This is a genomic window from Microbispora sp. NPDC049125 (genome assembly GCF_040802045.1).
Classification (GTDB): Bacteria; Actinomycetota; Actinomycetes; order Streptosporangiales; family Streptosporangiaceae; genus Microbispora.
Map to the genome: position 1 here is coordinate 74,184 of NZ_JBEZDW010000007.1, position 13,199 is coordinate 87,382.

Consider the following 13,199-nt stretch of genomic DNA (forward strand, 5'->3'; position numbering starts at 1 on the left):
TCCCTCCGACACCACGATCAGGTAGTTCGGCACGCTCCGGGATGTCATGGACGGCGTTGTCGCCCGTGCCGCGTGCCTTGCCCGGGGCGGGCCCTGACCGGTTGCGCCCCCGCGGAGCAACCCGCCGGGGCCCGCCCCCGGCTCGCCATGCCGTGCGCGGTGAGTCGCCGGAGAGCGGGACATCCTCTTGCCCCGCCCCTCCTGAACTGCGATCACTGCGCACGGTCACCACGCTAGCACTAACTTGAACGACTCAAGTAAAGGAAATATCCCAGTTTGTCCCAGGGTTCGCGTGACCATGGCGAACCGGCGGCGGATGGCCCTCTCGGGGGAACTTCGCCGGGTGCCCGACCGTTGGACCGGACGGTGAAGTGGCGCACCGCTTGTCGGAGCGCCGGTTCCCGGGCACCATCCCCACGTAAGCCCTTGCAAGGCTGAACAGTGATCGCGTCCTGGAGGCAGCGGTGGAAAGCAAGAACCCCATATTCAGCCGGCGGGGGACGGTCGGCCAGCAGACCTGGTCGATGCCGACGCCGTCCGTGCGGCAGCTCGACGAGATGTACGGCGCGCCCTCGTACGCCCCGCCCGCCACCCGGCCCATGACGCTCGACGACGTCGTGGTGCGCGGCTTCATGACGCTCGGCGCACTGCTCGTGTCGGCGGCCCTTTCGTGGTACTTCGACCTCGGATGGACTGTCGCGGCGCCCGCGTTGATCGTCGGCCTGATTCTCGGGCTGATCGTCTCGTTCAAGCAGAGCACGAACCCCGCGCTCATTCTCGGCTACGCGGTCTGCTACGGCGTCGCGATCGGCGTGATCAGCAACTTCTACCAGGCGCGCTTCGAAAACGGCATCGTCTTGCAGGCCGTCCTCGGCACGATGGTCGCGTTCGGCGGCACGCTGGCCGTGTACGCCCTGAAGATCTTCCGGCCCACGCCGAAGTTCACCAAGTTCGTGATCGCCGCGGGCTTCGCCGCTGTCGGCCTGATGCTGCTCAACTGGATCGCGAGCATCTTCGTCAGCGGCGGGCTCGGCCTGCGGGCCGACACCCCGATGGGCTGGATCTTCAGCGTCGCGATGATCCTTCTCGGCTGCTTCTTCCTGCTCCTCGACTTCGACCAGATCGAGCAGGGAGTGCGGGCCGGCGTCCCCGAGCGCTACTCCTGGCTGATGGCCTTCGGCCTGACCGTCAGCCTCGTGTGGCTCTACCTGGAGATCCTTCGCTTCATCAGCTACTTCACAAGCAACGATTAGGCTGAGACGCGGTAAGAGCGCTCTTCGTCCCGGGGAGCGCTCTTACCGTGCCCAATATCAGGATTCGTTGGTACGGCGCGCAACATTCGATCAACATCCTGTAACGAATCGATGTCTCCTGGGGGGTTGTCAAGCGCGGACCGGTGATGCACTGTGACACAAAGCAGCCTTTTCCGTGGAGGTGCCCATGTCGTTGAACCACTCACCGGAGACACAGAACAAGCTGATCGCCCGCGTCCCGTCCATAACGGGGCGTGCCCTCCCCGAGTGGTTCGAAGCCATCGACAACGGTCCGTCGTTCCTGCGCTGCGAAGAGCGGGCCAACTGGCTCGCCGACGAGCACGGGCTGACCCACGGCTACGCCGCCGCCATCGTCCGGGAGCATGAGAGGCGCCGCCGCTTCTAGGGCGACAGGGCGGCTACGGCCGTCCCGCACGCTGGGCGGATCTCCCGCCCGGCACGCGCAGATGCGCCCGCACCGGTTCGGTGCGGGCGCCTCGTTGTCTGCATGATGGTCCTATGGATCTCGACAAGGCACGCGAGTTCGTCAAGGACAACCACCGTGCGGTCATGCTGACCTTCCACCCCGACGGGCGGCCGCAGATGTCTCCCGTCACCGTCGGCTGCGACGAGGACGGGTACGTCGTCATCAGCACCCGCGAGACGGCGGTCAAGACGCGCAACCTGCGGGCGGACCCGCGGGTCTTCCTCACCGTCATGACCGACGGCTTCTACGGCCCATGGGTGCAGATCGAGGGCAGGGCGCAGATCGTCTCCCTGCCGGAGGCCATGGACCACCTGGTGCGGTACTACCGCGACATCAGCGGGGAGCACCCCGACTGGGACGACTACCGGGCCGCGATGGTCCGGGACCAGCGGGTGATCATCCGGGTGGAGCCCACCCGGGCCGGACCCGACTACCAGGGCTGATACCCGGGCGGGAGGTCCCGGCGACCACCGGGACCTCCCCGCCCGCGTCTCAGGCCAGTCGCTCCAGGATCATCGCCATGCCCTGGCCGCCGCCCACGCACATGGTCTCCAGGCCGATCGCCTTGTCGTGGAACCGGAGGCTGTTGACCAGGGTGGACGTGATGCGGGCGCCCGTCATGCCGAACGGGTGGCCCACCGCGATCGCCCCGCCGTTCACGTTGAGCCGGTCGATGTCGATGCCGAGCTCGGTGTAGGACGGGATGACCTGGGCGGCGAACGCCTCGTTGATCTCGACGAGGTCGACGTCGCCGATCGCCATGCCGGCCCGGGACAGGGCCTGCCGGGACGCCTCGACCGGCCCGAGGCCCATGATCTCGGGGGACAGGCCGGTGACGCCGGTCGACACGATCCTCGCCAGCGGGGTGATCCCCAGCTCGGCCGCCTTCGTGTCGCTCATCACGATCACCGCGGCGGCGCCGTCGTTCAGCGGGCAGCAGTTGCCGGCCGTGACCGTGCCGTCCGGGCGGAACACCGGCTTGAGCTGCGCGACCGCCTCGTACGTCGTCCCCGCTCTGGGGCCGTCGTCCCGGCTGACGACGGTGCCGTCCGGGAGCGTCGCCGGGGTGATGTCGCCGTCCCAGAAGCCGTTCGCGAGCGCCTTCTCCGCGAGGTTCTGCGAGCGCACGCCGAACTCGTCCTGCTCGCGCCGCGAGACGCCTCTCAGCGCCGCGACGTTCTCCGCGGTCTGGCCCATCGCGATGTAGACGTCCGGCACCGCGTCGTCCTCACGGGGGTCGTGCCACACCGGACCGCCGCCCTCGGCCGCCTTCTCCGTACGGCCCTTGGCGTCGAGGAACAGCGGGTTGGCGGTGTCGGGAAGGGAGTCGGAGCTGCCCTTGACGAAGCGGGAGACCATCTCGACGCCGGCGGAGACGAACACGTCGCCCTCGCCGGCTTTGATGGCGTGGAAGGCCATCCGAGTCGTCTGCAGGGAGGACGAGCAGTAGCGGGTCACGGTGGTGCCCGGCACTCTGTCCAGCCCGAGCAGCACGGACACCACGCGGGCCATGTTGAAGCCCTGCTCGCCCCCGGGGAGGCCGCAGCCGAGCATCAGGTCGTCGATGTCGTTCGGGTCGAGCTGCGGCACCTTGGCCAGCGCGGCGCGGATCATCTGCACGGTCAGGTCGTCGGGACGGATGTCCTTGAGCGACCCCTTGAAGGCGCGGCCGATGGGCGACCGCGCCGTCGCCACGATGACTGCCTCGGGCATGTGACTCTCCTGACTGCTCCGTGCCACCCTGCCCGGGATCGGGCGGGCCCTCCCCGGGAGGTTACCCCTCAGTACGGCTCCCGCCACGCCCAGGCCCGCCTCGAACAGAACTTTCTACCGGAGGAGTGCCGTCCCATCTACCCGTACATGCCGGGGGTGGTGGCGGTGCCGTCGTTGACGGCGTGGAGGGCGCCCTTCTCGTCGCGCCACAGGCGCCAGCCGTTCTGGCTGCCGGTGAACCACGACGGCGGGGCGGAAGGCGAGGCGACCCGCTTGCCGGTGGCGAGGTCGAACTCGCACAGCGCCGCGATGGAGTAGAAGCCGGGCGTCATCCCGCGCAGTGCGAGCGGCTTGGGGTCGGTGACGCAGAACGACCATCCGCTGGCGCCGCTGACCGGGGTCGGCTGCCCGGTGATCAGGTCGAACACCGAGCCGGGGGCGTCGCGCTTGAGGAAGCCGAGCTTGTCCATGTGGGGCGGGAAGGCCAGCCACCAGCCGGATCCGGGCACCTGGGCCGGCGTGATCTGGCCCATCACCCGCCCGGTCTCCGCGTCGAGCCGGGCGAAGCCGCCGTACTGCCCCTGTTCGTCCACGGGACGCACGACCGGGGCGAAGGCCGGGTTGCCGCTGGGGTAGACGCGGACCACCGACGGCCGCATCCAGTCGACGACGCCGTCGGCGAGCCGGGCGGAGAACAGCCCGAACGTCGAGGTCCGCTTGGTCTGCGGGTTCGTGTAGGGCGCCACGTATCCGACGATCTTGTCGTCGGTCGCGCCGAAGGCCCAGCCGCCGGACAGGTCGACCCCCTCTCCGAGGGCCTGCTCGATGGGGAGCTGCCAGATGACCTTCCCGGTCTTGAGCGCGTGGGCCTCCAGCACGGGGTGGCTGGCGAGGCGGAGCAGCACGACGCGGGTGGGGTCGGACCATTCGACCTCGGCGATGCCGGGCAGCCGCCATAACGTCCTGCCGGTGCCGGGCTCCAGGACGACGACGCGCGCCGAGGTCAGTGCGGTGTTCTCCGAGACGCAGACGTACGGCCCGCACCTCTGCGGCCCGAAGGTCGAGTGGAGCGGCCTGGTCCATCTCTGCCGTCCGGTCCGTGCGTCGCGGGCGACCAGCACGGCCGCGTCCCGGCCCTTGCCGCGGGCGGGGTCGAGCGCGACGACGACGGCCTGCCCGGCGCCGGTCTCGATGGTGGCGGGCGCCTGGACCCCCATGCCGGGGAGCCGCCCGGCCATGGTCGCGGGCTGGGACCACAGCCGCCGCCCGGTGGACAGTTCGAGCGCGACGGTCTCCAGAGTGCCGTCGGGCTTCATCGAGGTGGTGGTGGCGACGCCGGCCCCGGTGGTGGCGCGGCTGACGGCGTTGACTTGGGCGTTCTGCCAGGCGGGGAAGTCCTTTCCGGCGTCGTCGCTGCCGGAGCAGCCTGCCAGTGCGCCGCCCGTGAGCAGGACGGTCGTGGCGAGCGCCAGAGCGGGTTTCGCGTGAGGCCGGATCATTTCGCTCCTACAGGGGGTGATGGCCCGGCCGCGAAAGGTAACCGTACCTAGGCGTTCGGAAGCGGCCCGGGCCGACGGCGGAGCAGTGCCGCCCATCGTCCATGAGGGCCCACTGCCCGGCCGGCGACGCGGGTCGCGGTGACCTCGGTGCCGGGTTCCTCTACGGCCATGGCCGCCAACAGGTATTGCGGTCCTTCGACGCGCATGGGTTCGGGCTCGGGCCACAATCCCAACGCAGCGCATACAGAAGGTAGCACTGCGTACGCGGCTTGTAGGTAACCTCGGGCAGATGGATGAAAACGATCAGGTCCGAACATCTCGGCCGGGTTGGCCTCGAACTCGGGGCCGAGAAGGTCGGCGAAGGCGACCGTCCGCCCGCCCGCGTCGATGACGGCGACCGTCTGGGCGGCGGCGAGCTGGCGCGACCAGCGGCGGGTGACCCAGCGGAGCGGCTGCGCGATCGGCTGGACCGTGCCGAGGTCCGGGCAGGTGCCCACCACGACCTCCGCCCCGGCCTCGCGCAGCCGGCGCACCGCCTTCTGCAGGTGCCGTACGGCGCGGGCGGGCGGGGTCGCGGTGGTCACGTCGTTGGCCCCGACGAAGATGACGGCGATGTCGGGCCCGGCCTCCAGGGCCCGGTCGACCTGGACGCCCAGCTCGGCCGAGGCCGCGCCCGACTGGCCGAGCACGGTCAGCCGTACCGGCCGCTCGGCGGTCGCGGCGAGCCCGAGGGCGATCCGGACGCCGGGGGTGTCATGGGGGTGGAGCATGCCGAGGCCGACGGAGGTGGAGTCGCCGAGGAGGACCATGTGGACGGGCTCACCGGGGTGGTCGCCGTAGACGCCGTCGGCCGGCGGGCCGTCGAGGCCGTGCGGCTGCCCGACGATCCTGCGGGCGACGACGGCCTCGGCCATCAGCAGGCCGTACGTGACGGCTCCCAGCGCCGTCAGCCCGCCTCCGCCGAGAGCGGCGGCGGTCACGATGCGGCGCGTGGCGCGCGCCGCGCCGGACGTCCAGATCACGCCGCCCTCCTCAGGTCACGGTACGGTTTGAATAGGAAGTTAGCCGAGTCCCGACCACCCCTTCGGGACCACGGCTGGGGGCAGGCTGACAAGCTTCGGCAAACCAAGGTGGTCTTCACGGTGCGCGTTCACGATTCGCTGATCGAGCTGATGGGCAACACCCCGCTCGTACGGCTTCGCAGGGTGGCGGCGGGCGCGCCGGCCCAGGTCCTGGCCAAGGTGGAGTACTTCAATCCGGGCGGGTCGGTCAAGGACCGGATCGCGCTGCGGATGGTGGAGGCCGCCGAGCGCAGCGGGGCGCTCAAGCCGGGAGGCACGATCGTCGAGCCGACCTCCGGCAACACGGGCGTGGGGCTGGCCATCGTCGCGCAGGAGCGGGGCTACCGCTGCCTGTTCGTCTGCCCCGACAAGGTCGCGCAGGACAAGATCGCGGTGTTGCGGGCGTACGGCGCCGAGGTGGTGGTCTGCCCGACCGCGGTGTCCCCCGACCATCCCGACTCCTACTACTCCGTCTCCGACCGACTCGCCCGGGACACTCCGAACGCCTGGAAGCCCGATCAATATTCCAACCCGGAGAATCCGGCCAGCCACTATCACTCCACCGGCCCCGAGCTGTGGGAGCAGACCGAGGGCAGGATCACGCACTTCGTCGCCGGCATCGGGACGGGCGGCACGATCAGCGGCGCCGGGAGATACCTCAAGGAGGTCTCCGGCGGCCGGGTGAAGATCATCGGAGCCGACCCGGTGGGATCGGTCTACTCGGGCGGCACCGGCCGGCCGTACCTGGTGGAGGGCGTCGGCGAGGACATCTGGCCGGCCACGTACGACACCGAGGTCTGCGACGAGGTCATCGCGGTCTCCGACACGGACTCCTTCGGCATGACCCGCCGTCTCGCCCGTGAGGAGGCGCTGCTGGTCGGCGGCTCGTGCGGGATGGCGGTCGTCGCGGCCGTGCGGGTGGCCCAGGCGGCCGGGCCGGACGACGTGGTCGTCGTGCTGCTGCCCGACGGGGGCCGCGGCTACCTGTCGAAGATCTTCAACGACGAGTGGATGGCCGACTACGGCTTCCTCACCACCGCCACCGACGAGGGGCTGGTGGGCGACGTGCTCGGCCGCAAGACGCCCGGGCTGCCGGAGTTCGTCCACGTCCACCCGCACGAGTCGGTGGGCACGGCCATCTCGATCATGCGCGAGTACAGCGTGTCCCAGCTCCCCGTGATGAAGGAGGAGCCGCCTGTCATGGCGGCCGAGGTCATCGGCTCGATCGTCGAGCGCGACCTGCTGGAGGGCCTCTATCACGGCCGGATCCGCTCCGACGACCTGCTGTCCTCCCACATGTCCGCGCCGCTTCCCATGATCGGCTCGGGTGAGCCGGTGGCCCGGGCGGTCGAGGCTCTGGAGAAGGCGGACGCCGCCGTCGTCCTGGACGACGGCAAGCCCGTCGGCCTCGTCACCCGCCAGGACCTCCTCGCCTTCCTCGCCAACCACTGACCGGGCGCCCGGCTGCTCCTGTCTAGATCTGGGGCGGCAGCCCGAACCGCTGTACGAGGGCGGAGTCGTGGAAGGACGTCACGGCGGCGACGGCGGGGCCGCGCAGCGTGATGACCTGGATGGCGAAGGCCTCGCCGTCGCGGTACATGGCGAAGCCGGGCTGCCCGTTGGCCCGGACCGCGACCAGCTGGTTCCGCTTGGTGCGCAGTCTGGCCGAGAGCAGCCGGATGACGTTGTCCCGGCCGGCGAACCACGACGGGTTGGGCGGCATCTGCCAGACCGCGTCCTCGGTCAGCAGCCGGGTCAGTGCGACCATGTCCGCCCGTTCGAAGGCGTCGGCGTACCGGTCGAGCAGGTCGCGCTGCTCCGGCTCGGCGGGCTCGGTGATCTCGTCGATCGCCGGCTCCAGCCGGTCCAGCCGGGCCCGGGCGCGTTGCAGCGTGCTATGCACCGCCGCCGGGGTGAGGCCGAGCGCGTCGGCGGCCTCCTCGGCCGGCCAGGCCAGCACGTCCCGCAGGATGAGCACCGTCCGCTGCCGCGGGGGCAGGTGCTGCAGGGCCGCGATGAGGGCCAGTCGCAGCCCGGCGCGCCCGGCCACGATGGCCGCGGGATCGGCCTGCTCGTCGGGTATCGGCTCCAGCCACGGGATCTCCGGATCACGGGGGGCCAGCGCGATCGGGTCGGTGGCCGGGCCGCCCAGCCCGGCCGGCAGCACCCGCCTGTTGCCGTGCCGCAACGCGTTGAGGCAGGCGTTGGTGGCGATTCGGTAGAGCCAGGTGCGCAGCGAGGCGCGGCCCTCGAAGTCCTGGTACGACCGCCAGGCACGCAGATAGGTCTCCTGCACGAGGTCCTCGGCGTCCTGCACCGACCCCAGCATCCGATAGCAGTGGGTCAGCAACTCACGCCGGTACGGCCCCGTCAGGCGGACGAAGTCGTCATGCGACTGCTCGATCACGGTCACCCCGATGCACTCCCCTTCTCGTACGGGCCCGCTCGTGTATGGACCCGCTCTTGTACAGACCCGGCGGGCCGCCGGATTCGTCGGGTCGGGCCCGGCCAATCACGCCGGGCCGCCGGTCTGTACTCAACATGAACAGAAAATGGGTTCTGGGGCTCGCCTCCGCGACCTCGGTGATGGTGGCGCTCGACGCCACCGTGGTGACGACGGCACTGAGCCGGATCCGGCTGGATCTCGGCACCTCGATCGAAGAGCTCGAGTGGACGGTGAACGCCTACAGTCTGAGCTTCGCCGTACTGCTGATGACCGGCGCCGTGCTGGGCGACCGGTTCGGGCGGCGGCTGGTCTTCACGTCCGGGCTGGCGCTGTTCACCGGCGCCTCGGCGGCCTGCGCGCTCGCACCAGGCGTGGGCTGGCTGATCGCTGCGCGGGCGGTGCAGGGCGCCGGGGCGGCATTGGTGATGCCGCTGGCGATGGCGCTGCTCAGCGCCGCCTATCCGCCGCAGGACCGGCCGAAGGCGCTGGGGCTGTTCGCCGGGCTGACCGGTCTCGCGGTGGTCGCGGGCCCGGTGGTGGGCGGAGCCGTCACCCAGGGGCTCGCCTGGCAGTGGATCTTCTGGCTCAATGTGCCGATCGGCCTGGCCGTCATCCCGCTGGTGCGGCGCCGGATCCCGGAGAGCCGTGGTGGCGGAGGCGGTGTGGACGCCGGCGGGCTGGTGCTGGCGACCGGCGCCGCGCTGGGGCTGGTGTGGGGGCTGGTCCGCTCGCACGCCGCCGGGTGGGGCAGCGCCGAGGTGGCCGGGACGCTGGTCGCCGGCGCTGTCTGCGCCGTCGCCTTCGTGGTCTGGCAGCGGGTCGCCGAGCGGCCGATGGTGCCGCTGGGCCTGTTCCGGCATCGCGGCTTCGCGGCGGGGAACGCCGCCGGGGTGTTCCTGTACGCCTCGCTTTACGGGGCGTTGTTCTTCGCGGCGCAGTACTTCCAGACCGGGCGCGGCGACTCGCCGCTGGCCGCCGGGCTTCATCTGCTGGCCTGGACGGCCTCGGTGACGGTCGTGGCGCCGTTGGCGGGGAGGCTGATGAGCCGGGTCGGCGCCCGGTCGCTGGCCGCGCTCGGCCTGGTGCTGCAGGCTGCAGGGATGGGGGCGCTCGCGCTCATCGCCACACCGTCCGTGCCGTACTGGGAGATGATCGTGCCGATGCTCGTCGCGGGGGCCGGTGTGAGCATGGCGATGCCCGCCACCCAGACCGCCGTGCTCAACGCGGTCGCGCCGGAGCAGATCGGCAAGGCCTCCGGGGTGTTCAACACCGGCCGGCAGCTCGGCGGGGTGTTCGGGGTCGCGGTGCTGGCCCTGGTGTTCAGCGAGGCGGGCAGCTACGCGGGCCCGGCCGACTTCACCGGCGGGTTCGCCCCGGCGATCGCGGTCGGCGGCGCGTTGTCGCTGGCCGGGGCGGTGGCGGCACTCGCCATCCCGGGCAGGAGGTCCCGGACGGCCGGGCGCCATCCGGTCACCGCGTCCGATCCCTCGCCCGTAGCCGATCACGGGCCGGCCGTGGCCGCCTGAGCGACCTGCGGGCTGGGCCGTGGCCGCCTGATGAGCGACTCGCGGGGCGGGTGGGGCGCCCTACGCGGGCCGGGGCGGCGGCTACGCTCGACGGCATGAACGAAGGCTTTGAGACCCTGGCCATCCACGCGGGCCAGCAGGCAGATCCGCATACCGGCGCCGTGGTGCCGCCGATCTACGCCACGTCGACGTACAAGCAGGACGGCGTCGGCGGGCTGCGCGCCGGATACGAGTACAGCCGTTCGGCGAATCCGACCAGGACCGCGCTGGAGGAGGCGCTGGCCGCGGTGGAGGGCGGCGCCCGCGGGCTGGCGTTCGCGTCGGGGCTGGCCGCCGAGGACACGTTGCTGCGCGCCGTGTGCAGGCCGGGGGACCATGTGCTGATCCCCAACGACGCGTACGGCGGGACCTACCGGCTGTTCTCCCGCGTCCTGGAGCCGTGGGGGATCTCCTTCGACCCGGTGCCGCTGGGAGACCCCGACGCCGTCCGCGCCGCCGTACGGCCGGACACGCGGATGATCTGGGTGGAGACGCCCACCAACCCGCTGCTCAACGTGGCGGACATCGCCGCGCTCGCGCAGATCTCCCGCGACGCCGGGGCGCTGCTCGTGGTGGACAACACGTTCGCCTCGCCCTACCTGCAGCAGCCGCTGGCGCTGGGCGCGGACGTGGTGGTGCACTCGACCACCAAGTACGTCGGGGGCCACTCCGACGTCATCGGCGGCGCTCTGGTGGCCCGTTCCGCGGATCTCGGGGAGCGCCTCGCCTACCATCAGAACGCCATCGGCGCGGTCGCCGGGCCGTTCGACGCGTGGCTGACCCTGCGCGGCCTGAAGACCCTCGGCGTGCGGATGGACCGGCACTGCGACAACGCCGAGCGGGTCGTCGACCTGCTGCTCTCCCACGAGAAGGTGACTCAGGTCCTCTACCCGGGGCTGGCCGAGCACCCCGGTCACGAGGTCGCCTCCAAGCAGATGCGCCGGTTCGGCGGGATGGTGTCGTTCAGGGTCTCCGGGGGCGAGGAGGCGGCCGTGGCGGTCTGCGACAGGGCCCGGCTGTTCACGCTCGGGGAGTCGCTCGGCGGCGTCGAGTCGCTGATTGAGCATCCCGGCCGGATGACGCACGCCTCGGCCGCAGGGTCGCCGCTGGAGGTCCCCGCCGACCTCGTCCGGCTGTCGGTGGGCATCGAGAGCATCGACGACCTGCTGGCCGACCTCTCGGAGGCGCTCGGCTGACCGGCCCGCTCGCTCTCGGCCGGCCGGTCCGCTCGCGCCCGGCGGCCGAGAGCCGCCAGCCACGGCTCGGCGAGCATCGCGGCCAGCGCGACGGCTGTCAGCGCGGCGCCGGTCACGGTCACGGTCCGGACTCCGGCGCCCTCGATGAGGAGGCCGCCAAGCCATGATCCCGCCGCGATGCCGATGTTGAAGGCCGAGCTGCTGCCCGCCGAGGCGATGTCGGTGCTGCCCGGCGCCACCTGGAGCGTCCGGTTCTGGATGGCCGCCGCCAGCGCGCTGAACGCCATGCCCAGCAGGCACAGCCCGGCCACGGCCGCGGGCTCCACCGTGCCCGCGGCGTACAGGCCGAGCAGGGCGCAGGTCAGCACGGCCAGCGGTGCGATCAGCGCGGCCCGGGGACGCCGGTCGAGGAGCGGGCCGACGGCCAGCGTCCCCGCGATGCCGGCGATCCCCCCTGCGAGGAGCAGGGGGCTGAGGCTGCTCGCGGCGAAGCCGCCGACCTCCATCAGGAACGGCGTGATGTACGTGTAGGCGGTGAGCGACCCGGTGACGGCGATCACGGTGGCCACCACGAGGATCAGGTAGCGGCGGCCGTCGGGCGCGGGGGCGCGGCCGGCCTTCTCGCCGCCCACGGCCACCGGCGGGAGCAGCGCCGCCACCACGAGGCAGGCGACCAGGCCGATGACCGCCAGGGCCGCGAACGCGACCCGCCATCCCGCCTGCTGGCCGAGCCACGTTCCGGCCGGTATGCCGAGGACGGGGGCGAGCGAGTTGCCGATCGCCAGCCGGGCGACCACCCGGCCGCGGACCTCGGGGGGGAACATCGCCGTCGCCGTGGTCGCGGCGACCGACCAGAACAGCGCCTGCGTCAACGCGATCAGCAGCCGCCCGCCGAGCAGGATCGGGTACGTGGGCGCCACGGCGCTCAGCAGCGTCCCCGCGACGAACACGCCGAGCGTGACGGTGAGCAGCGTCCGCCGCGGCACCCGGCGGGTGAGACGGGTGAGAGGGAGCGACGCCAGCACCACGACCGTGGCGTATCCGGTGACGAGCAGGCCCGTGCCGGAGACGGACCTGTGGAGGTCGCCGGCAATGACCGTGAGCAGCCCGATCGGCAGGACCTCGGTGGTGACGTACGTGAAAGCGGCGACGGCGAGGGCCGCCAGCGCCCAGTTCGCCCGGCGCTCCGGGCGCGCGGAGATGGGCAGTGAGACCATCGGATGCCTCCTAGCGCTACCATCAAAAGGCGTTTGACTGGTAGCATGGCAGGTGTGGATGAAGCGCACAACTCCGATTTGAGGATCGTCGGCGGCCATCCGGTGCTCGACCTGGTCAACACGGTGGCCCCCCGGGTGCCGGGCGGCTCGGATCACCACGAGTACCTTCCCGGCCCCGGCGAACTGCTGGCGTGGGCGTCGCGGGTGGGTGTGATCGACGAGGGAGAGGCCCGGTCGGTGGCCGCCGCGTGGGAGGCCGCGCCGGGCTCGGCGGAGCGGGCGTGGCGCGCGACGCTGGAGATCAGAGAGGCCGTCTACACCGCGCTGACGGCGCTGGTGCCGGCGCAGCCGGGGTCCCAGCTCGGTGTGGGTGAAGGCCGGGGGGACGTCCTGTCGCAGGACGCGGCGTACGCGCTGGAGCACCTGGGGCTTCGCTGGGCGGCGGCGACGGCGCGTTCGGCGCTCGTCCCCGCCGGGAGGCCGGGACGGGCCGCCCGGCTCGTCGTCGGCACCAGCCCGGCGCTGCTGCTGCCTGATCGGTTCGCCCACGCGGCCGTCGAGTTCCTGTCCTCGGCGGACCTGGACCGGCTCAGGACGTGTCAGGTGGCGGAGGGCGGCTGCGGCTGGCTGTTCCTCGACCTCACCCGGAACGGCTCACGCCGCTGGTGCGCGATGGCCGACTGCGGCTCCCAGGCCAAGGCCCGCCGGCTCACCGAACGACGGAGGGCCAGGCGTGCTACCGGCTAAGTAGGCTACGCAGGT

At 71.7% G+C, this 13,199-nt stretch carries 11 protein-coding genes and 1 pseudogene; 7 read left to right on the forward strand and 5 right to left on the reverse strand.

Annotation, left to right across the window (positions count from 1 at the left end):
• Positions 1-464: 464 nt before the first annotated feature.
• The 3 genes from AB0B72_RS11015 (at position 465) to AB0B72_RS11025 (ending at position 2,183) form a co-directional block, all read left to right on the forward strand.
• Positions 465-1,253 carry a Bax inhibitor-1/YccA family protein gene (locus tag AB0B72_RS11015; RefSeq protein WP_367738430.1) on the forward strand — a complete coding sequence of 263 codons (789 nt, stop codon included), beginning with the start codon at positions 465-467 and terminating at the stop codon, positions 1,251-1,253.
• Positions 1,254-1,440: 187 nt separating this feature from the next.
• Positions 1,441-1,659: a DUF4287 domain-containing protein gene (locus AB0B72_RS11020; RefSeq protein WP_367738431.1), complete on the forward strand. Its 219-nt coding sequence runs from the start codon at positions 1,441-1,443 to the stop codon at positions 1,657-1,659.
• Positions 1,660-1,772: 113 nt separating this feature from the next.
• Complete coding sequence (locus AB0B72_RS11025) at positions 1,773-2,183, forward strand: PPOX class F420-dependent oxidoreductase (RefSeq protein WP_367738432.1); 411 nt, start codon at positions 1,773-1,775, stop codon at positions 2,181-2,183.
• 49 nt (positions 2,184-2,232) lie between these two features.
• Here AB0B72_RS11025 and AB0B72_RS11030 read toward each other — a convergent pair whose 3' ends face one another.
• The 3 genes from AB0B72_RS11030 to AB0B72_RS11040 all read right to left on the reverse strand — a co-directional run bounded on the left by AB0B72_RS11030 (position 2,233) and on the right by AB0B72_RS11040 (position 5,974).
• Complete coding sequence (locus AB0B72_RS11030; protein WP_367738433.1) at positions 2,233-3,453, reverse strand: acetyl-CoA C-acetyltransferase; 1,221 nt, start codon at positions 3,451-3,453, stop codon at positions 2,233-2,235.
• Between the two features lie 137 nt (positions 3,454-3,590).
• Positions 3,591-4,952: a PQQ-binding-like beta-propeller repeat protein gene (locus AB0B72_RS11035; protein WP_367738434.1), complete on the reverse strand. Its 1,362-nt coding sequence runs from the start codon at positions 4,950-4,952 to the stop codon at positions 3,591-3,593.
• Between the two features lie 47 nt (positions 4,953-4,999).
• Complete coding sequence (locus AB0B72_RS11040; protein ID WP_367738435.1) at positions 5,000-5,974, reverse strand: SGNH/GDSL hydrolase family protein; 975 nt, start codon at positions 5,972-5,974, stop codon at positions 5,000-5,002.
• A 120-nt stretch (positions 5,975-6,094) separates the two neighbouring features.
• On the opposite strand from AB0B72_RS11040, the gene AB0B72_RS11045 reads away from it, so the two are divergent.
• Complete coding sequence (locus AB0B72_RS11045; protein ID WP_367738436.1) at positions 6,095-7,465, forward strand: cystathionine beta-synthase; 1,371 nt, start codon at positions 6,095-6,097, stop codon at positions 7,463-7,465.
• A 22-nt stretch (positions 7,466-7,487) separates the two neighbouring features.
• Here AB0B72_RS11045 and AB0B72_RS11050 read toward each other — a convergent pair whose 3' ends face one another.
• Entirely contained in the window at positions 7,488-8,426 is a 939-nt protein-coding gene (locus tag AB0B72_RS11050; protein WP_367738437.1) for a sigma-70 family RNA polymerase sigma factor, read from the reverse strand.
• 128 nt (positions 8,427-8,554) lie between these two features.
• Between AB0B72_RS11050 and AB0B72_RS11055 the strand changes: the two genes are divergently transcribed.
• Together AB0B72_RS11055 and AB0B72_RS11060 are read left to right on the forward strand one after the other, a co-directional pair.
• Positions 8,555-9,985: a DHA2 family efflux MFS transporter permease subunit gene (locus tag AB0B72_RS11055; RefSeq protein ID WP_367738438.1), complete on the forward strand. Its 1,431-nt coding sequence runs from the start codon at positions 8,555-8,557 to the stop codon at positions 9,983-9,985.
• 95 nt (positions 9,986-10,080) lie between these two features.
• Positions 10,081-11,220 carry a cystathionine gamma-synthase gene (locus AB0B72_RS11060; protein WP_367738439.1) on the forward strand — a complete coding sequence of 380 codons (1,140 nt, stop codon included), beginning with the start codon at positions 10,081-10,083 and terminating at the stop codon, positions 11,218-11,220.
• Positions 11,221-11,462: 242 nt separating this feature from the next.
• Here the strand turns inward: AB0B72_RS11060 and AB0B72_RS11065 are convergent.
• Positions 11,463-12,536, reverse strand: a pseudogene (locus tag AB0B72_RS11065) (MFS transporter); the annotation flags it as partial.
• On the opposite strand from AB0B72_RS11065, the gene AB0B72_RS11070 reads away from it, so the two are divergent.
• Complete coding sequence (locus AB0B72_RS11070; RefSeq protein ID WP_367738440.1) at positions 12,492-13,184, forward strand: CGNR zinc finger domain-containing protein; 693 nt, start codon at positions 12,492-12,494, stop codon at positions 13,182-13,184. The pseudogene AB0B72_RS11065 and the gene AB0B72_RS11070 overlap by 45 nt on opposite strands.
• Positions 13,185-13,199: the final 15 nt, after the last annotated feature.